18 protein-coding genes are annotated in these 19,532 nt (G+C 39.7%); 17 read left to right on the top strand and 1 reads right to left on the bottom strand.

The window, feature by feature from the left end; translation table 11 throughout:
- Positions 1-38 precede the first annotated feature (38 nt).
- The 12 genes from CZ490_RS14015 to CZ490_RS13960 all read left to right on the top strand — a co-directional run bounded on the left by CZ490_RS14015 (position 39) and on the right by CZ490_RS13960 (position 13,472).
- Complete coding sequence (locus CZ490_RS14015) at positions 39-2,420, top strand: glycosyl hydrolase family 95 catalytic domain-containing protein (protein WP_234987237.1); 2,382 nt, start codon at positions 39-41, stop codon at positions 2,418-2,420.
- A gap of 733 nt (positions 2,421-3,153) precedes the next feature.
- Complete coding sequence (locus tag CZ490_RS14010) at positions 3,154-4,320, top strand: ATP phosphoribosyltransferase regulatory subunit (protein WP_077621073.1); 1,167 nt, start codon at positions 3,154-3,156, stop codon at positions 4,318-4,320.
- A complete protein-coding gene (hisG, locus tag CZ490_RS14005) occupies positions 4,321-4,950 on the top strand; it encodes an ATP phosphoribosyltransferase (RefSeq protein WP_077619464.1) in 630 nt (209 codons plus the stop codon).
- A 19-nt stretch (positions 4,951-4,969) separates the two neighbouring features.
- On the top strand, positions 4,970-6,235 hold the full coding sequence (gene hisD / locus CZ490_RS14000; RefSeq protein WP_077619463.1) for a histidinol dehydrogenase: 1,266 nt from the start codon (positions 4,970-4,972) through the stop codon (positions 6,233-6,235).
- A gap of 107 nt (positions 6,236-6,342) precedes the next feature.
- Positions 6,343-6,930 (top strand): imidazoleglycerol-phosphate dehydratase HisB, encoded by a 588-nt coding sequence (hisB, locus tag CZ490_RS13995; protein WP_077621072.1) that lies wholly within the window; start codon positions 6,343-6,345, stop codon positions 6,928-6,930.
- A complete protein-coding gene (gene hisH / locus CZ490_RS13990; protein ID WP_077619462.1) occupies positions 6,931-7,563 on the top strand; it encodes an imidazole glycerol phosphate synthase subunit HisH in 633 nt (210 codons plus the stop codon).
- A complete protein-coding gene (gene hisA, locus CZ490_RS13985) occupies positions 7,560-8,294 on the top strand; it encodes a 1-(5-phosphoribosyl)-5-[(5-phosphoribosylamino)methylideneamino]imidazole-4-carboxamide isomerase (RefSeq protein WP_077619461.1) in 735 nt (244 codons plus the stop codon). Before hisH ends, hisA begins: the two co-directional genes overlap by 4 nt.
- Entirely contained in the window at positions 8,294-9,052 is a 759-nt protein-coding gene (hisF, locus tag CZ490_RS13980; RefSeq protein WP_077619460.1) for an imidazole glycerol phosphate synthase subunit HisF, read from the top strand. Before hisA ends, hisF begins: the two co-directional genes overlap by 1 nt.
- Entirely contained in the window at positions 9,049-9,669 is a 621-nt protein-coding gene (hisIE, locus tag CZ490_RS13975) for a bifunctional phosphoribosyl-AMP cyclohydrolase/phosphoribosyl-ATP diphosphatase HisIE (protein ID WP_077619459.1), read from the top strand. The genes hisF and hisIE overlap by 4 nt, the downstream gene beginning before the upstream one ends.
- Before the next feature lie 338 nt (positions 9,670-10,007).
- Positions 10,008-11,498 carry a tetratricopeptide repeat protein gene (locus tag CZ490_RS13970; RefSeq protein WP_077619458.1) on the top strand — a complete coding sequence of 497 codons (1,491 nt, stop codon included), beginning with the start codon at positions 10,008-10,010 and terminating at the stop codon, positions 11,496-11,498.
- Between the two features lie 97 nt (positions 11,499-11,595).
- On the top strand, positions 11,596-12,540 hold the full coding sequence (trxB, locus tag CZ490_RS13965) for a thioredoxin-disulfide reductase (protein ID WP_077619457.1): 945 nt from the start codon (positions 11,596-11,598) through the stop codon (positions 12,538-12,540).
- Between the two features lie 221 nt (positions 12,541-12,761).
- On the top strand, positions 12,762-13,472 hold the full coding sequence (locus CZ490_RS13960; protein ID WP_077619456.1) for a hypothetical protein: 711 nt from the start codon (positions 12,762-12,764) through the stop codon (positions 13,470-13,472).
- A gap of 293 nt (positions 13,473-13,765) precedes the next feature.
- On the opposite strand, the gene CZ490_RS13955 is transcribed toward CZ490_RS13960, so the two are convergent.
- Entirely contained in the window at positions 13,766-15,079 is a 1,314-nt protein-coding gene (locus CZ490_RS13955; protein WP_077619455.1) for an aminotransferase family protein, read from the bottom strand.
- Positions 15,080-15,613: 534 nt separating this feature from the next.
- Here CZ490_RS13955 and CZ490_RS13950 point away from each other — a divergent pair.
- The 5 genes from CZ490_RS13950 to CZ490_RS13930 all read left to right on the top strand — a co-directional run bounded on the left by CZ490_RS13950 (position 15,614) and on the right by CZ490_RS13930 (position 19,509).
- Positions 15,614-16,072 carry an NUDIX hydrolase gene (locus tag CZ490_RS13950; RefSeq protein WP_077619454.1) on the top strand — a complete coding sequence of 153 codons (459 nt, stop codon included), beginning with the start codon at positions 15,614-15,616 and terminating at the stop codon, positions 16,070-16,072.
- Positions 16,073-16,197: 125 nt separating this feature from the next.
- On the top strand, positions 16,198-17,088 hold the full coding sequence (gene rapZ / locus CZ490_RS13945; RefSeq protein ID WP_077619453.1) for an RNase adapter RapZ: 891 nt from the start codon (positions 16,198-16,200) through the stop codon (positions 17,086-17,088).
- The gene (locus CZ490_RS13940; RefSeq protein ID WP_077619452.1) at positions 17,088-18,050 is read left to right on the top strand and encodes a gluconeogenesis factor YvcK family protein; all 963 of its coding nucleotides are present in this window, start codon (positions 17,088-17,090) and stop codon (positions 18,048-18,050) included. The genes rapZ and CZ490_RS13940 overlap by 1 nt, the downstream gene beginning before the upstream one ends.
- 128 nt (positions 18,051-18,178) lie before the next feature.
- The gene (whiA, locus tag CZ490_RS13935) at positions 18,179-19,120 is read left to right on the top strand and encodes a DNA-binding protein WhiA (RefSeq protein ID WP_077619451.1); all 942 of its coding nucleotides are present in this window, start codon (positions 18,179-18,181) and stop codon (positions 19,118-19,120) included.
- A 131-nt stretch (positions 19,121-19,251) separates the two neighbouring features.
- Positions 19,252-19,509, top strand: a complete 258-nt coding sequence (locus CZ490_RS13930; RefSeq protein ID WP_077619450.1) for an HPr family phosphocarrier protein — start codon at positions 19,252-19,254, stop codon at positions 19,507-19,509.
- The last annotated feature ends 23 nt before the right edge of the window (positions 19,510-19,532 follow it).

Below are 19,532 nucleotides of genomic sequence, written 5' to 3'. Positions count from 1 at the left end.
TTTTTCTTAGAAGATTTGTTTCGGGAGGTAATAGCAAAGTGAAGAATAGGAATCGAATCTCTATGAAATATCCTGCTTCATGGTGGCGAAATATGTGGAGGGAAGCTCTCCCATCGGGCAATGGAAAAATAGGTGCAGCTGTCTCAGGCGGGGTAGGTTTAGAGAGGATCATCATCAACCATGAAGGATTATGGCATATGGGAAAAAAGGACACACTTCCAGACTTGGGAAGCACCTTAAATGAAACGAGAGAATTAATGAAACAGGAACGATACAAAGAGGCAAGCTGGCATTTAACGAATAGAGTAAAAGAGTCAGGGTATCAAACTCGCTTAGCATCAGTCTTGCCGCTTGTTGAATTAACGGTTCGAATGCAACAGACAGAAGGATTCAAACACTACAAACGTGAAGTGAATATGGAAACAGGTGAGGTAACCGTAAGTTGGGAAGAAGGGAATAACCACTTTGAGCGAAAATTGTTTGTTTCTCGCGCAGACGATATGGTAGTTTACGAGATTAGTTCAAATGGGGAGACGCTTTCTGCTGAGTGTCAGCTAGGTCTTTGTAAGACGAACAGTGCAAAAATGGAACAAAGAATTAAAGAGTTGGAAAGCACCGTAAAAATTAGAATACATGATCATTTTATCTTTTTTGCAGTAAAAAATGATGATGACACCGAATTCGGTGCAGTATTACAAATAATCCCTACTGATGGAAAAGTAATCATTGAGAATAATAGATTTCGTTGTGAGAATGTAACGAACATCCAAATGAAGATGAAGGTTTTTATAAAAGGAGACCATTTACAAGAATGGCCTCGACTTCAAAAAGAACTTTCAGAAGCACAAGGAGGTTATCAGAGTTTGTTGGAACGTCATATTCCTCTACATACATCATTATTCCATACAGCATCCTTACAACTAGATGAATCTGAAACTGAACAATCAAATGAAGAACTTCTTTTAGATGCTTATGATGGTGAAGCGCCTCTCTCGCTATTAGAGACACTGTGGAAGTATGGGAGATATTTATTTATCTCAGGTACTAGTCCAGAGAGTCAACCATTTGGGATGTATGGTCTCTGGGGAGGGGACTATCAACTTATGTGGTGTCACCGAATGGCAAATGAGAATATTCAAATGATGTACTGGCATGCACCAGTGGGTGGGTTATCATACTTTATCCCTTCATTATTCAGTTATTATGAAGAAATGATGGATGATTTTCGAGAAAATGCTAGAAAGCTATATGGATGTCGTGGGATTTATATTCCAGCAGGTACAACACCAGGTATTGGTGTACCCAACCAAATTGTACCTGTCATTATGAATTGGACAGGTGCAGCGGGGTGGCTAGCACAACATTTTTATGAATATTATCTTTACACAGGGGATAAAGAATTCTTAGTAGAAAAAGTCCTCCCATTTATGAAAGAAGTAGTTCTGTTTTATGAAGATTTTCTCACTACTGACGAGAGAGGGCTGTATCAATTTTACCCTTCCGTTTCTCCTGAGAACACACCATTGAATTTTATGCCTGAGGATGGACTACAACTTGCACATCCAATGCCAACAACTATAAATGCAACTATGGATTTTGCAATCCTAAAAGAGGTGTTAACTCATCTAATAAAAGGGGCAAGTGCTGTATCAATCTATAGGGATGAAATGGCTAAGTGGAAGGAGATGCTTGATCGAATTCCTGACTATGAAGTCAATCAGGATGGAGCCATTCGGGAATGGATGCATCCGGCATTTGAAGACCGCTATAACCACCGTCATGTCTCCCATTTCTATCCGGTTTTCCCTGGTAGAGAAAGTAACGCTGAGGAAGATAGTGAGCTATTTGAGGCATTTAAGGTTGCTGTCTCTAAAAGGGAATTAGGTGCACAAACCGGCTGGTCGCTTGCTCACATGGCAAGTATTTGGGCGAGGTTAGGTGACGGGGAAAAGGCATTAGAATGTTTAGATATTCTGTCTCGGTCTTGTCTATTGCCAAATTTATTTACGCTTCACAATGATTGGAGAAATATGGGCCTAAGTATGGAAATTGAGACAGCACCGGTGCAACTTGATGCAAGTATGGGAATAATTAATGCGATACAAGAGATGCTTCTATACTCGTCACCAAGCCTTGTTAAGCTTTTGCCGGCACTTCCAGACAGATGGAAAAGAGGGAGCGTAAAGGATTTTTGGATAATGACTGGTCGTGTTTCTGTAAGCTGGGATGTTGAAGCCAAATCTCTATATGCAAAAATAATTGCTGAGCGGGAAACAGACTTGACGATAAAGCTACCTACTTTTGCAGAGACAACAAATCTATCTGGGGAAGGTGTTTTAATAACTGGCTCGAGTCTTGGAGAAAATTATTATCGTATTAAAATGGAAAAAGGCTGTACATTAATAATTGAGTCTACTTAATTTGGAGTTGGGGCTGTCCGAAAAGTCATTGAAAAGTGGTTTTTGAGGACAGCCTCTTCTTTTATATTATTTTCTGGTGAAAACATAGTGTTGATTTCCGCTGCAGGTGCTCGCTTTCCGCGGGCGGTCCGGAAGCCTCCTCGTCGCTAGCGCTCCTGCGGGGTCTCCCCTGGCCTCGCTTTTCCCGCAGGAGTCTCACACCTTCCACTCCAATCAACAAAGTGGTTGCTACTTCTAATAATCAAAATCCAACAAAAAAGCAGCGAAAGGAAAATATAAAATTTTTCTTTCGCTGCTTTACTATTATAGGTGCTTTTTAGAGAGCCCCAATTTGCATTTTCTCAATTTTTTAACCTTCTGTTCTTCTTCTGCTATTTATTAGTCACTTCCAACATCTGGCTCCTTTCTTCCTCTCTTGCTTACAAACTCTATTATTTTATCCACAAAATCCACATTATCCACAACCGCCCAATCACATTATTAATATAATCCACAAGTTGAATTGACCACGCACCCAACTTATCCACAGTCTGAACCGGATTTTTTTACTCAACCAAAATTATCCAAACTCTTACAACTCAATTCTGACTTTTCTGTTGACGCATAAAAGGGATAGGTGTAATATATACTTTATCTTGGTAGTATATTAGCGAACTAAAGCAAAACTAAATTATTAGATAAGTATGATAAAATAAAATGTATACAAACTTTGGTGGTGACGTAAATCGTGTTTATGTTTGAAAAACCCTTAGGGATGAGAGATACTTTACCGGCTTTATATGAAGCAAAAAAGAAAATAAGAGATGCAATGTCTGCTCAAATTGAAAGCTGGGGCTATCAATTTATTGAAACTCCAACTCTTGAATACTACGAAACAATTGGTGAGGCGTCAGCAATCCTTGACCGTCAGCTTTTTAAGTTACTGGATTCACAGGGACACACTCTGGTGTTACGACCTGATATGACTGCACCAATCGCACGTGTTGCGGCATCACGTTTATATCAAGATGGGTATCCACAACGTATTGCATACTCTGCAAATGTGTTCCGTGCTCAGCAACATGAAGGCGGAAGACCCGCAGAATTTGAGCAAATCGGGATTGAATACATCGGAGATACGACAACAAGTGCAGATGCAGAAGTGATTTCCCTTCTGATTACAACTCTCAAACAAGCTGGCCTTACTAATTTTACCGTGCCAATCGGACATATTGGTTATGTAAAATCATTGTTTATGGAGATTGTAGGGAATGAAGCGAGAGCTGATGTTTTACAACGTTATTTATACGAAAAAAATTATGTTGGTTATAGAGAACATGTGAATAAATTACCGCTCTCTTCCATCGATAGGCAACGTTTACTTTCTCTCTTACAACTAAGAGGAAATGAAACGAAAATAGCAAAAGCAAAAGAGCTAGTCGAATGTGAAGAAGGAAAACAAGCAGCGGAAGAACTTGACATGTTGTGGAATAAGTTAGAAGCCTTTGGTGTGACAGAGCATATTAAAATTGATTTCAATCTTGTTAGCCACATGAGCTACTACACAGGCATACTGTTTGAAGTATATGCAGAGAATGTGGGCTTCTTGGTTGGAAACGGTGGGCGCTATGATCACCTTTTTGAAAAATTTGATCGTCCTGCGCCTGCGACAGGCTTTGGAATAAGGATTGACCGACTACTTGAAGCACTTGATTTACCTCAGGAAAAGCCTGAGATACATTGTGTCATATATAGTTCTGAACAGCGTGAAGATGCCATTCGTTTTGCGATGAGTAAAAGAGAACAGGGTGAGCGAGTCATCCTTCAAGATATTGCGGGCGTTAAAGATGTGGATGCATGCACGAACGCCTATGCTAAAAATACCTTTTTCTTAGGAACAACAAGGAAGGAGGAAGTGTAAATGACTGAAAAATTAACGATTGCCATGCCTAAAGGTCGTATTTTTGAAGAAGCAGTAGAGTTATTGAAGAAAGCAGGCTATAATCTTCCTCCTGAATTTGAGGATTCAAGAAAATTGATTATCGATGTACCTGATGAGCCGTTTCGATTCATGCTAGCGAAACCGACAGATGTAACGACATATGTGGAGCATGGTGTGGCAGACATCGGTATCGCTGGTAAGGATGTTATGCTAGAGGAAGAACGTGACGTGTATGAAGTGTTGGACTTGCAGATTAGCAAATGCTATCTCGCGGTTGCAGGGCTTCCAAATGTAAAAATGAATGGTGTTGCACCAAAAATTGCGACGAAATACCCGAATATCGCATCAAGCTATTTTCGTGAAAATGGCGAGCAAGTTGAAATTATTAAATTGAACGGTTCAATCGAGCTTGCTCCATTAATTGGATTAGCCGACCGAATCGTGGATATTGTTTCAACTGGACGCACTTTAAAGGAAAACGGGTTAGTGGAACTTGAACATATTGCAGACATCACTTCACGGCTCATCGTCAATCCTGTGAGCTATCGCTTAAAGGATCAGCAAATTGACGAGATAGTAGAGCGTCTATCAAAAGTTATAAGTCAATAGAAGAAAGGACAGACCCATCATGCAAATTCAACGTGTAACAAAGAATGTTTCACTGAAACGGACGATTGATAGTGGAACAGAAGAGCAGAGAAGAGCGGTCTTAGACATTTTGGCTAACGTGCAAAAAGAAGGAGACACCGCTCTTCGTACCTATACTAAAGAATTTGATGGTGTTCTACTTGATGAGTTAAAAGTAACCGAGCAAGACATCAAACTAGCCTATCAAAATTTAGATGAAAAATATACTCCTATTATAAGGGAGGCTGCTGAAAATATCCGTGATTACCACAGTCGTCAAGTGAAGCAATCGTGGATGACCATGAAGGATAATGGAACCATTCTTGGCCAAAAAATTACTCCACTTGATGCTGTAGGTGTTTATGTACCTGGAGGAAAGGCGGCGTATCCATCATCTGTGTTAATGAATGTGATTCCAGCACAGGTAGCGGGTGTGGAGAGAATCGTGATGGTTTCCCCACCTGGTAAAGATGGCACCATTCCAGCTGGGGTATTAGTTGCAGCTGATATTTTAGGTGTTGCGGAAATTTATAAGGTGGGCGGAGCACAAGCAGTAGGGGCATTGGCGTATGGAACGGAAACGATTAAGCCTGTTGATAAAATTGTCGGACCTGGAAATATATTTGTTGCGCTAGCAAAACGCGAAGTATATGGAAATGTCGATATTGATATGATTGCAGGACCAAGTGAGATTGTTGTGTTGGCAGATGAAACTGCCTTACCAAATGAAGTTGCGGCAGATTTATTATCCCAAGCTGAACACGATGAGCGAGCATCAAGTATTCTCGTCACCCCGTCAATGGAGCTTGCAGAAGCCGTTTCCGTAGAGGTTGAAAAACAGTTAGCTATTCTACCGCGTGAGGAGATTGCAAGAGCTTCCATCAACGACTTTGGAGCGATTTACGTCACAAGTGATTTGGATGAAGCTGTTCAAATTGTGAATGAACTTGCTCCTGAGCATTTGGAGATCATGACGAAAGAACCGATGGAGCAGGTAGGAAAAATTAGGCATGCAGGTGCGATTTTTATTGGGCGGTACAGCTCAGAGCCTGTTGGTGACTATTTTGCAGGACCAAACCATGTTCTTCCGACAAACGGAACAGCACGTTTTTCAAGTCCGCTAAGTGTGGATGATTTTACAAAAAAATCGAGTATCATTTCATATAGTAAACGAGCAATTGACGAAAACGCTCCAAAGATTGCAGCATTCGCAAGGCTAGAAGGTCTTGAAGCACATGCTCGAGCGGTTGAGGAACGATTAAAATAATTCACAAAATTATGTGGATAATGTGGATAGTAATTCACAGAACCTAGAAAAAATGGAGTTTTCTTTCTTTACTAGTTTTTAAAATGTGGATAACGGTAGGTGTAATGATGACAAGACAAGCAAAGGTTGAACGTAAAACAAATGAAACAGATATAAAATTAGATTTTTCAGTTGATGGAGAAGGTATCTCAAAGCTTGATACAGGGGTTCCTTTTATGTCCCACATGCTAGACCTCTTTACTCAACATGGAAAATTTAATTTAACAGTTAATGCAAATGGTGATACTGAAATCGATGATCACCACACAACAGAGGACATTGGAATCTGTTTAGGACAGGCATTACGTGAAGCGCTCGGAGATAAAAAAGGAATTAAACGATATGGTAATGCATTCGTTCCAATGGATGAGGCACTTGCACAGGTAGTGATTGATTTAGGGAATCGCCCTCACTTCGAGTTGAAAGCTGATTTCCCAAGCTCCCGTGTTGGTACATTTGATACGGAACTTGTCCATGAATTTTTATGGAAGTTGGCATTAGAAGCAAGAATTAATCTTCATGTGATTGTTCATTATGGTCACAATACACATCACATGATTGAGGCTGTTTTTAAAGCACTAGGTCGCGCACTAGATGAGGCAACGATGATTGACCCGCGAGTTAAGGGGGTCCCATCAACGAAAGGGATGTTGTAGATGATAGGGATAATCGATTATGGGATGGGCAATTTATACAGCGTCTCTAAAGCACTTGAACGGATGAACTACGATTATTTTATTTCTAGTTCACCTGAAGAGCTCGCAAAAGCAGACGGCCTGATTTTACCTGGAGTTGGCTCCTTCAAAGACGCAATGGGCATTTTACACGAAAAAGGGTTAGTTCGTTTTATAAAGGAGTCCGTTGCAAAAGGGACTCCCATTTTAGGAATCTGTCTTGGTATGCAATTGTTATTTGAAGAAAGCGAAGAAAATGGACTTACACAGGGATTTGGCTTTTTAAAAGGTAGAATTGCGAAAATACCTGGCATAACAGGTAAAGGTGAAACATACAAGGTGCCACATATGGGATGGAATGATCTAGAACTGAAAAACCCATCTCCACTCCTAAATGATATCAACGGTGGGCATGTCTATTTTGTGCACTCTTACTATGCGACAACAGACAATGAGAATGTAATTGCGAGCAGCACCTATGATGTTGAGGTTCCAGCTGTCGTCGGAAAAGGAAATGTGTTTGGAACCCAATTTCACCCAGAAAAAAGCAGTGACCTAGGATTAAAGATTCTCCAAAACTACGCAGCAATCGTAGAAAAGAAGGTGACAATATGAGTACTTTTACAATTTACCCTGCAATTGATATGCGTGGTGGCAAATGTGTTCGATTGCTTCAGGGTAACTACAATAAAGAAACGGTTTATGGGGATTCTCCCTTCGATATGGCAAAAGCTTTTGCGGATGCTGGTGCCGAGTGGATTCATATGGTTGATTTAGATGGCGCAAAAGCAGGTAAACGTGTAAATGACCAATATGTACTCGAAGTGGCAAAGAAGCTAGACGCAAAAGTTCAAATTGGCGGTGGGATTCGCACGGAAGAGGATGTGGCCTATTATATTGAAAACGGCGTTGACCGTGTGATTTTAGGAAGTGCTGCCATTTCTAATTCTGAATTTGTAAAGGACATGCTCAAGAAATACAACGATAAAATTGCTATTGGTATAGATGCCAAAGATGGTTATGTAGCAACGGAGGGTTGGCTAAATACCTCGTCTGTTAAAGCGACTGACTTAGGAGTAGAGCTTGCAAATGCGGGTGCAGAGGTATTTATTTTTACAGATATTGCTACGGACGGAATGTTGAGTGGTCCTAATATCGATGCGGTTGCCACACTTGCGACTGTTACAGGAAAGCAAGTAATTGCTTCTGGTGGGGTTAGCTCCATCGAAGACTTAAAAGCACTCAGTAAGTTAGCAGAACAAGGCGTTTCTGGTGCAATTGTGGGTAAAGCAATCTACACCAATCAATTCACTGTCCAAGAGGCATTAGAAGAGGTGAAGGGCTGATGATCACTAAACGAATCATTCCATGTTTGGACGTTAAAGACGGCCGTGTTGTAAAAGGAGTTCAATTTGTCGGGCTTCGTGATGCTGGGGATCCTGTTGAACTTGCGAAATTCTATGATTCTGAAGGTGCAGATGAACTCGTTTTTCTCGATATTTCAGCCTCTCATGAAGGACGAAAGACAATGGTTGAGGTCGTGGAGAAAGTAGCGGCAGAGCTTGCGATTCCATTTACAGTCGGTGGAGGAATTAATTCATTAGATGATATGAAAAAGATACTTCGTGCTGGTGCTGATAAGGTATCGCTTAATACTGCAGCAGTAACAAACCCTGAGTTAATCAAAGAAGGTGCAGACTTTTTTGGTTCCCAGTGCATCGTTGTTGCTATTGATGCAAAGTTTGATGAAGAACTGGGTAGCTGGAGAGTGTATACACACGGTGGACGAAAGGCAACTGATTGGGAAGTTGTCGATTGGGCGCAGGAAGTAGTTACACTTGGGGCTGGAGAGATATTATTGACTAGTATGGATGATGACGGCAGCAAGGTTGGTTTTAATCTTGAGTTGACACGTCGTGTAAGTGAAGCTGTTTCGGTACCTGTTATCGCTTCAGGTGGTGCAGGTAATGCAGAGCATTTCGTAGATGCTTTTAATGAAGGAAAAGCAGATGCAGCCTTAGCAGCAAGTATTTTCCATTACAAAGAAACGTCTGTGAGAGAAGTAAAAAACGTATTAAAAGAGAAAGGGGTCAATGTCCGATGAACATACCAGATATTAAATTCGATGAAAAAGGACTTGCTCCAGCCATCGTTCAGGATGCAATTAGTAAAGAGGTTTTAACGCTTGCTTATATGAATGAAGAATCCCTACGCAAATCGATTGAAACACGTGAAACGTGGTTCTTTAGTCGTTCTCGACAAGAGTTGTGGCATAAAGGGGAAACATCAGGAAATACACAAAAGATCGTTGAGATGAAGTATGATTGCGACAAAGATGCTATCCTTGTTCTAGTTGAACCAGCGGGACCTGCCTGTCACACAGGGAGCTATACTTGCTTTAGCGAATCAGTCATTGGGGATACAAAAGAAGTAAGTGGTGACCGCTTTGCGATTCTAAACGAACTCGAGAAAGTGATTGCTGAACGTGAGGCAGAAATGCCAGAGGGTGCCTATACTACATACCTATTTGATAAGGGCGTAGACAAAATACTGAAAAAGGTTGGCGAAGAGGCATCTGAAGTCATAATTGCTGCAAAAAACCGCGACCACGAAGAGCTTAAATGGGAAGCAGCGGATTTAATTTATCACTTGCTTGTCCTACTTCGTGAACAAAAGCTTCCGCTTGATGAAGTATTAACAGTTTTAGAAAAACGAAGATAAAATTCCCAAGGGTGCTTATCCACAAATAAGCACCCTTTTTCAATCTCCTACTTTACTGGAATGTGTATTATTTATCCACGATATCCACACTATCCACAGGTTAAATGTTGGAATTGTGCATATGTTTCATCGATTCAGTAATAACAAGGAACTATTCACAAAAAGTGTAAAGTTGTCCACATTATCCACATAACCCACAAAATACCAGTTTATTTTCTATAAAAGAATTTAACATTTGGTCAAGCATCCCTATATTTCAACTGGTTTTATGTGTTATACTACGTTGGGAAATAATTTTATAAAGTAACGCATTATTGATTTATTTTGGAGGATCCCCGATGGAAAAACAAAACAGAAAAGAAAGACAGCATGGTTCTAAGGTAATTCCGTTTATCCAGACGGGAGAATATTATTTTAAAAAAGGACTTAAGGCGTACCGCCAGCATGATATATATAAATCCATTAAACATTTTAAACGAGCGATAGAACTTGAACCGAAAGAGCCAATGTTTCTATGTCAATTATCAGTGGCATTAACTGAAATTGGTGATTACGTTCTGTCCAATCAATATCTTACAAAAATAATTGATAATCCGAAGTTTGATATGCCAGAGTGTTTTTACTTTATGGCTAATAATTATGCACATTTAGGTTTATTTCAAGAGGCCGGAAAATATGCACAAACTTATTTAGAGCGTGAACCTGAGGGCGATTTTGTGGAGGATGCTGAGGATCTTCTTGATTTACTTCGATTCGAGGAAGTTGAATTTGAAGATTCCGCTAACCAACAGGATGAACTGATTATCAAGCAAGAACAAGCACGTGACTATCTTGAAAGTGGTCGATTGGACGAAGCAGTATGCTTATTAAAAGAAATCATACGTGAGTATCCTGAATTTTGGTCAGCTTATAATAATTTGGCCCTTGCCTATTTTTATTCAGGAGATGTGGATAACGCATCAGAGATTCTTGAAGATGTGTTAAGTAAAAATCCCGGTAATCTTCATGCGCTCTGTAACTCCCTAGTCTTTTTATATTATCAACGAAAAACTCAACAGGTAAAAGAATTAACGAACCGTTTGTCGCATATTCATCCAATTCTTTTTGAGCATCGTTATAAACTTGGTGCTACATTTGGTTTGATTGGAAGGTATGACTTAGCTTTTAAATGGCTGAGAAGTCTTCAGAGAAGCGGGTTTGATGGAGATGAAACCTTCTATTACTGGCTTTCCTATTCTGCATATTTTACAGAGCATCATGATATTGCTCAAAATGCGTGGAAACGAGTACTGGAGGAAAATCCAAGTAAAAAGGGCTCTGCCCCTTGGGAGTCTGATCGCACCAAACAAATTAGCGACGTACTCGACCGCTGGTTAACGGGTGACTTTATCGAGGAACGTTTATATGGTTTATTTTTAGCGAGTAAAACAAATTCGTCTCTAGCGCGAAAAGATATAAAGCATATTCAATTTCATGCAACTCTCGAACAAGAATTTGCAAATTATGTCCTAAGCAAAAAGAAAAAATCAAGTAAAGTTCCTTCCTATATAATTGATGGTTATCAGATTGCTGATACGTTATTTTCAAAAAACAAACATGACGATACTGCGAATGAGGAACTCTATTTAACATGGCTTATGATTTATGATGAGGCAGTAAAGCGTCAGTTCAATGTATCTAATTGGCAGGCATGGGCGGCGGCGACAGAATACATCTGGCGTAACCATGTCTCTCGTACGATTACCCAAAAGCAAGTTGCAGAGAAATACAAAATTTCGAAGGCCACTGTTATGAAATATGTAAAATATGTAAAAGAGCTACTTCAGTGAGCATATTAATAGCGGATTTTGACAGGTTTTTATAGGATAGGGGTAGGAGATACTAACTATAATTATAATTTGCAAAGTGAGTAAGGAGAGACGAAAAATGACTGAAGATAAAATTTATGATGTCATTATAATTGGTGCCGGACCAGCAGGAATGACGGCTGCTGTTTATACATCTCGTGCGGATTTATCAACGTTAATGCTTGAGCGCGGAATCCCCGGTGGTCAAATGGCCAATACCGAAGAAGTTGAAAACTACCCAGGGTTTGATCATATCCTAGGACCTGAATTATCCACAAAAATGTTTGAACATGCGAAAAAGTTCGGTGCCGAATATGCGTATGGTGACATTAAAGAGGTAATTGACGGTGAAGAATACAAGACTATCATTGCTGGCAGCAAGGAATATAAAGCTCGTGCGGTTATTATTGCAACAGGTGCTGAATATAAGAAAATTGGGGTACCTGGTGAACAAGAACTTGGTGGCCGCGGCGTTTCTTACTGTGCTGTTTGTGATGGTGCATTCTTTAAGAACAGAGAGCTTGTTGTAGTAGGTGGAGGAGACTCTGCAGTAGAAGAAGGCGTGTACTTAACTCGTTTTGCTACAAAAGTTACGATTGTGCATCGCCGTGATGAACTACGTGCCCAAAAAATCCTTCAACAACGCGCGTTTGACAATGAGAAGGTTGAATTCATTTGGAATCATACTGTTAAAGAAATCCATGAGAAAGACGGAAAAGTTGGAAGTCTAACTCTTGTGAATACACAAACGGGTGAGGAAACAGAATTTGGAGCAGACGGTGTATTCATTTATGTCGGCATGCTTCCACTTTCAAAACCATTTGAAAGCTTAGGAATTACCAATGAAAATGGTTATATCGAAACCAATGATAACATGGAAACAAAAGTACCTGGTATCTTTGCAGCTGGTGACATTCGTGAAAAAACACTTCGTCAGATTGTTACAGCAACTGGGGATGGAAGCATTGCTGCTCAAGCAGTTCAACACTATGTAGAAGAATTAATGGAAAAAATTAAAGCTTAACATATGAGGGCACCTCCACTTGTGGAGGTGTTTTTTTAGTGATATATTGCATATGATATAGGTATTTATTACCAATAATAGGCAAAAGGTATCGAATGCTGCGTGACGATACAAAGGATGTTTTACCTATTTTATCTTCGTTATCTCTTTTTTAGTTGTTACCCAGAAATTTGGATAATATAATAAGTCCTTGAGCGAATGAAACTTGGAGGGTAAACAAAATGGAGAAAAAGTGGTTTGGATTCCTTTTAACAATCTTACTGGCAATTACGTTAGCAGCTTGTGGTAGTTCTAATGGAGCACAAGAAGATAATGAAAAAGCCTCAGGAGTAGGTACCGAAGAAACAGGCCAAAATGCGGAAGAAGAGAACATTGAAGAAAAAGAAAAAGAAGAAGCAACAGATAGTGAAGAATCGGATGGCAAGGAAGAAGAGGTGTTTAGAGCCTCAGGTAATGACGATAAAGAAAATACAGAACCAACAGAAAATCTATTTGATTCAGATAAAGTGTTTTATTATGCAGATGATGCTGTAGAAATTAAACTTACGAATGCCTCGTTTGTTCAGGAGTTTAAAGCTACTAATGCAGAAGCTGATACTGTACTAGGATCACGTACAATTAACTCGGATTCTGAGACTTTTTTACATATATCAGGAACCATCAATAATGATACTACAGACATATTTCATTATGGACACAAGCTTGCCCCGGTTAAATTCTTTTTACTTTATGATGGAAAGCATGAGTTTGAAGGCCTAGCTGGAACTGAAGAAGAGGAAGGTACAAAAATTGGCAGTGCGAGTGTATCGTCTTTAACAGAAGGAAAGGTACATATTTATTTCCAAGTACCGAAAGCTGTTTCTGAAACAGATAAGCCATTAGTGCTCAAAGTTACAATGGATGAGGAAGAATTTGAAATACCAGTGCGATAAGGTACCAATCAAGTCGAGCCAACGTAATCGAGCTCGACTTTTTTATTTAGTAATCAACCACTCTCATATTACGAAAAAACAGAAAGGATAAACCAATAGGCATCATCTACATTCACCACCAACACATACGCGATCAATACCCCGATAATGAATGTACGCTACCTTTGTTCGAGTCCACTTAAAGCTATAACCGATAGCAAAGAGTAAACAAATAAATGGTAGTCCCATTGTCCATTGACCAATCGAAAAACCTGCCAAAAAGCAAATACAAAAAATGGTAATTAATATGAAATTTATACACTTCGCTCTATTCTAAATATCGCATGGTGCAGCATTTCAATCATGAGTTCGATTTCCTCTTTGTTTATGCACAGTGGCGGGGCGAAAACAAGAGTATCTTGACCATCAAAGACGACAGATCTACAGATTAACCCGATTTTCGAAGCCTCCGTCACGATTCTAGGTGCGAGCGGACCTTTTACATGCTGAGGTGTATTGATTTCAACTGCTCCCATGAGTCCTAGTGCGCGAACATGGCTGACGATACTAGATTCTCCCTGAATCCAGGAAAATCCATCGAGCATTTTTGCTCCCATTCTTTTGGAGTTCTCAATTAACCCCTCATTTTCAATGATTTCAATATTTGCTAAGGCAACTGCACATGCCATCGGGTGACCACTATAGGTATACCCGTGCAACAGCGTTCCTGTTGATAGCTCCTTCAAATCTTCAAAAATAGCTTCGGACAATATGACCCCACCTAACTGTGCGTAGCCACTGGTCACTCCTTTGGCGAAGCACATCATGTCCGGAGCTACACCATAATGATCGACTCCAAAATATTCACCCGTTCGACCAAATCCAGTAATGACTTCGTCTGTTATCCATAAGATATTGTATTCATCACAAATTTCACGAACGTCTCTAAAATACTCATCTGATGCAATATGAACGCCACCTGCCCCTTGCACGGGTTCAGCTACAAATGCGGCTATTGTTTCCGGACCTTCGACCTCAATTGTTTGGCGCAAATCTTCAGTGGACAAATTATCACTATAATAAAAATCGGGAGCTAGTGAGTTTGTAAAATCACGAAAAGGTTTCAAGCCTGTAGCACTCGTTGATCCCATGGCAACTCCATGATAAGACCGTTTTCGAGAGATAATTTTCTTTTTCTCAGGCATCCCACGTAAAATCCAGTAATGGCGTGCTAATTTATAAGCTGTGTCATTTGCTTCAGAGCCACCAGAAGTAAAAAAGGTGGTGGATAAATTCCCAGGTGCTACCTCTGCAAGCTTGGTAGCTAAGCGGATTGCTGGCTCATTGCTAAATGTGGCAAAGCTCGAGCTAAATGCTAATTTGTTCATCTGCTCCATTGCCGCTTGTCCTAATTCTCTCCGACCGTGTCCGACATTGACATTCCATAATGAGGACATGCCATCAAGAACTCGCTTTCCGTTTACATCCTCAAGAAATATACCTTCTCCTTTTGTAAAAATAAACGCTGGACCGAAATCTTGTTGTTGTTGAATAGGAGAGGTTGGATGTAAAAAGTGTTTCTGATCAAGCTCCATTAGTTCCTGTCGTAACATGAGTCTTTCGTTCATTCACATTCCTCCTTCGTTAAATAGGCTATTAATGCATTGTATGCGTCAAGTTCAAGCTTTTGAACAACGAAACTGGAATAGAACTAGTCCTTTTAAGATTTATGTTACGTATATATTAAATCTAACTTTGAAACGTAATTATGTTTTAACTCTCCTGTAACACGGATGAAATATATTTTGAGTATGATAATAGTAGTAATTGACCCCCTTTTTATAAAATAGATTTATTTTGGGCACGGGTACATCCCCCGTGCCCCCTTTTTTTGAGTCGGCCGAAAATGACACATCGAATTTCCGCGTTGGCTTGCTTCTCCGTTCCTCACGTATTAACTACATACGCTCCGGTACTCAAAGCTGCGCCGCCTTGAAATTCTCGGTCCTTTTCAACCTCCTTTAAGATTACACCTTATAATTGAAACAATAATTAATATGAAAATCTTGTTCGTTGTGACTACCTGATAGAAATAGTATAATAATAACAATAGATTGCTTACAACGGTCTTCAAAGTAGAGATCGACTTGGGGTGAAAGAGAGTGCAAAGAGTAACAAATTGCGTGGTACGCAAAGATGATAAAGTATTGCTTTTACAAAAGCCCCGTCGTGGGTGGTGGGTTGCCCCTGGTGGGAAAATGGAACCTGGTGAATCAGTTCGTGATTCCTGTATCCGTGAGTACCGAGAAGAAACCGGATTATATCTGAAAAACCCAGATATTAAAGGGATATTTACATTTATCATCAAGGAAGGCGACAAGGTGACTTCGGAATGGATGATGTTTTCCTTCTTAGCAACTGACTATGCAGGTGAAAACGTTGATGAGTCTGAAGAAGGAATCCTTAAATGGCAGGATATCAAGGACATCCCTAATCTGCCAATGGCCCCTGGTGATTATCATATTTTAGATTATGTCCTTCAAGGTTCTGGGGTTATATATGGTACCTTTACATATACACCAGATTTCCAATTACTATCGTACCGATTGGATCCAAGCTAACATTTGTCTGTTGGGATTCATGCACCGAATGCGTAAAGTTAGTGCCTCCGGCGGATGCTTCAGATCTAAAGTGGAATCTGGGCGCAAATTCGTCAAGGCATATTTGATTTTAGGGAGGCAAAAAAATGAGTGTTGGTTCAACAAATGAAATACAGTTAGTCATTATTACGGGAATGTCAGGTGCCGGAAAAACAGTTGCCATTCAAAGCTTTGAGGATTTAGGGTATTTTTGCGTCGATAACCTTCCACCAACCTTGCTTCCAAAGTTTCTTGAGTTGATGAAGGAATCTGGCGGAAAAATGAATAAAGTAGCACTTGTGATGGACTTGCGAGGTCGCGAGTTTTTCGATAGTTTATTTGCGTCACTTGATGATTTATCTGAAAAGTCATGGATTGCTCCACAAATTCTATTCCTCGATGCTAAAGATACTACACTTGTTACACGCTACAAAGAGACTAGACGATCACATCCACTAGCTCCTACTGGTTCCCCACTTGAAGGAATTCAGGCAGAGCGGGAAATCTTAGAAGAATTAAAGGGAAGAGCACAGTATATATATGATACATCCGATTTAAAACCAAGAGAATTGCGGGAAAAAATTTTAAAGCAATTTGCATCACAATCAAGACCAACTTTTACAGTTAACGTGATGTCGTTCGGTTTTAAATATGGCATTCCGATTGATGCTGACCTTGTATTTGATGTGCGTTTTCTACCAAATCCACATTATATCGAGGCAATGAGACCGAAAACGGGACTCGATGATGATGTTTCAAGCTATGTGTTAAAATGGACGGAAACACAGAAGTTTATCGAAAAGGTAACCGACTTACTTGCATTTATGTTGCCACAATATAAGCGGGAAGGTAAGAGTCAGCTTGTCATTGGAATTGGTTGTACAGGTGGACAGCATCGTTCCGTTACACTTGCTGAATATATCGCAAATCATTTTAAAGAAGAATACCACCCCCATGTTTCTCACCGCGATATTGAGAAGAGAAAGGACAGAAAGTAATGACAGAACCAAGACAGCCCAAGATTGTCATCATTGGGGGAGGAACTGGACTTTCCGTACTTTTACGAGGGTTAAAATATCAACCTGTTGATATTACGGCAATTGTGACAGTTGCGGATGATGGAGGGTCTTCTGGTCGTCTCCGCAATGAGATGGATATTCCACCACCCGGTGATATTCGAAATGTATTAGCCGCATTATCAGATGTGGAGCCATTAATTGAGGATTTATTTCAACACCGCTTTGCCGGTGGGAATGGGTTATCCGGTCACTCACTAGGAAACTTGATACTTGCAGCAATGACAACAATAACTGGGGACTTCGTTCACGCAGTTGGTGAGATGAGCAAGGTTTTAAAAGTGAGAGGAAAAGTACTTCCAGCAGCTAATAAAAGTGTGATTTTACATGCTGAAATGGAGGATGGTACTGTTGTATCTGGTGAATCAAAAATTCCGTACTCAGGCAAAAAAATTAAGCGTGTCTTTTTATCACCAGACGATATTGAACCATTAAGTGAATCGGTTGAAATCATTCGACAGGCAGACATGATTGTACTTGGTCCGGGAAGCCTTTATACAAGTATCTTACCGAATTTACTCGTGCCAAAAATTGGTGAGGAAATTTTAAAGGCAAAAGCAAAAAAGGTATACATCTGTAATGTGATGACACAAGCAGGAGAAACGTTGAATTTTACAGCGAGTGACCATGTGCAAGCCTTGTACGATCATATGGGTGTGAAATTTATTGATACGATTTTAGTGAATGATGGTGAAATTCCTACTCATATTAAAGAAAAATATGCAAAAGAGTTGGCAAAGCCGGTTGTGTACGATACAGAAAGGCTTTCTACTTTAGGTTTATCCATCATCCATGATAAAATCATTTCATACGATAATAATGTAATTAGACATGATACAACAAAAGTGGCAAATCTTTTATACGACATGCTTAAAAATAACTAGGGTGTTTTGCATAACGTCACCCTAGCTTTTGATTACCCTTATTCATCGGATTTTTTTAAAAGTAAGCTAGAAAAAATCGGGCAAAAAATAAGCCTAGCTACATTAAGTATAGTAAGGAGGTGGAACCTGTGTCATTTGCTTCAGAGACGAAAAAAGAACTTACAAATATAGACACCAAAGATTGCTGCGCAAAAGCTGAGCTTTCTGCTTTGATTCGAATGAATGGCGCACTTTCCTTCTCCAATCAAAAAATAGTGGTGGATATCCAAACGGAGAACGCCGCTATTGCGAGAAGAATTTATACTTTACTGAAAAAATGCTATAATGTTGGTGTTGAACTCCTTGTTCGAAAAAAAATGAGACTCAAGAAGAACAACGTATATATAGTTCGCTTAATTGAAGATGCAAAGGATATTTTAAAAGATTTAAAGATTTTTGAAGGCTTTTCTTTAAGACAAGAGATTTCTTCAGAATTAGTAGCCAAGAAATGCTGCAAACGATCCTACTTACGTGGTGCATTTTTAGCAGGTGGATCTGTTAATAATCCTGAAACATCCTCGTACCATCTTGAGATTTATTCATCGTATAAAGAACATAATGACTCACTTTGTGAATTAATGAACGTTTTTGATCTTAATGCTAAAACACTAGAACGAAAAAAGGGTTTTATTACCTATCTAAAAGAAGCTGAAAAGATTACCGAATTCCTTAATATAATCGGTGCTCACCAGGCACTACTTAGGTTTGAGGATGTTCGCATTGTTCGAGATATGAGAAACTCAGTCAACCGTTTGGTGAATTGCGAAACAGCTAATTTAAACAAGACAATCGGGGCCTCTATCCGCCAGGTAGAAAATATTAGATATATTGATGAAACTGTTGGTCTAGGTATTTTACCTGATAAATTAAGAGAAATTGCTGAGTTACGTGTCGCCTATCAGGATGTCACCCTTAAAGAACTTGGTGAAATGGTATCAAGTGGGCAAATTAGTAAGTCTGGTATTAATCACCGTCTTCGTAAAATAGATGAGATAGCCGATAAGCTACGAGCAGGGCAGTCCATCAAGTGAGCCTTTTGCTCACTATCATAAAAATAAAGCGTTATCATTTTTAGGAAATAGTGAAACCTTTTTGGTTTATTCTACGTAAGAATAGGAAATCAACTTTAGAATATATACGCAAATCTGAGGAGGAAAAAGAAATGGTTGAGAGACATGTTGAGGTAGCATTAAGGACGGGATTACAAGCGCGTCCTGCAGCAATGTTTGTTCAAGAAGCTAATAAATTTTCTGCAGACATCTTTTTAGAAAAGGATGGCAAAAAAGTAAATGCAAAGAGCATTATGGGGCTAATGAGTCTAGCGGTTGGGTCTGGTTCTACAGTTACATTAATTGCTGAAGGAAATGATGAAGAAGCAGCGGTTGAAGCGTTAACTGAATTTGTTCAAAAAGAAGCATAAAAAAATCCTCTCACAACGGAATG

This window comes from Litchfieldia sinesaloumensis (assembly GCF_900156865.1).
GTDB lineage: Bacteria > Bacillota > Bacilli > Bacillales > Bacillaceae_L > Ferdinandcohnia > Ferdinandcohnia sinesaloumensis.
This window is presented reverse-complemented; position numbering and strand designations above follow the sequence as displayed.

Excerpts from the sequence above, each read along its gene's own strand:
- CZ490_RS14010 (WP_077621073.1), top strand. The coding sequence starts at position 3,154 with ATGTTTGAAAAACCCTTAGGGATGAGAGATACTTTACCGGCTTTATAT.
- hisG (WP_077619464.1), top strand. The coding sequence starts at position 4,321 with ATGACTGAAAAATTAACGATTGCCATGCCTAAAGGTCGTATTTTTGAA.
- hisD (WP_077619463.1), top strand. The coding sequence starts at position 4,970 with ATGCAAATTCAACGTGTAACAAAGAATGTTTCACTGAAACGGACGATT.
- hisB (WP_077621072.1), top strand. The coding sequence starts at position 6,343 with ATGACAAGACAAGCAAAGGTTGAACGTAAAACAAATGAAACAGATATA.
- hisH (WP_077619462.1), top strand. The coding sequence starts at position 6,931 with ATGATAGGGATAATCGATTATGGGATGGGCAATTTATACAGCGTCTCT.
- hisA (WP_077619461.1), top strand. The coding sequence starts at position 7,560 with ATGAGTACTTTTACAATTTACCCTGCAATTGATATGCGTGGTGGCAAA.
- hisF (WP_077619460.1), top strand. The coding sequence starts at position 8,294 with ATGATCACTAAACGAATCATTCCATGTTTGGACGTTAAAGACGGCCGT.
- hisIE (WP_077619459.1), top strand. The coding sequence starts at position 9,049 with ATGAACATACCAGATATTAAATTCGATGAAAAAGGACTTGCTCCAGCC.
- CZ490_RS13970 (WP_077619458.1), top strand. The coding sequence starts at position 10,008 with ATGGAAAAACAAAACAGAAAAGAAAGACAGCATGGTTCTAAGGTAATT.
- trxB (WP_077619457.1), top strand. The coding sequence starts at position 11,596 with ATGACTGAAGATAAAATTTATGATGTCATTATAATTGGTGCCGGACCA.
- CZ490_RS13960 (WP_077619456.1), top strand. The coding sequence starts at position 12,762 with ATGGAGAAAAAGTGGTTTGGATTCCTTTTAACAATCTTACTGGCAATT.
- CZ490_RS13955 (WP_077619455.1), bottom strand. The coding sequence starts at position 15,079 with ATGAACGAAAGACTCATGTTACGACAGGAACTAATGGAGCTTGATCAG.
- rapZ (WP_077619453.1), top strand. The coding sequence starts at position 16,198 with ATGAGTGTTGGTTCAACAAATGAAATACAGTTAGTCATTATTACGGGA.
- CZ490_RS13940 (WP_077619452.1), top strand. The coding sequence starts at position 17,088 with ATGACAGAACCAAGACAGCCCAAGATTGTCATCATTGGGGGAGGAACT.
- CZ490_RS13930 (WP_077619450.1), top strand. The coding sequence starts at position 19,252 with ATGGTTGAGAGACATGTTGAGGTAGCATTAAGGACGGGATTACAAGCG.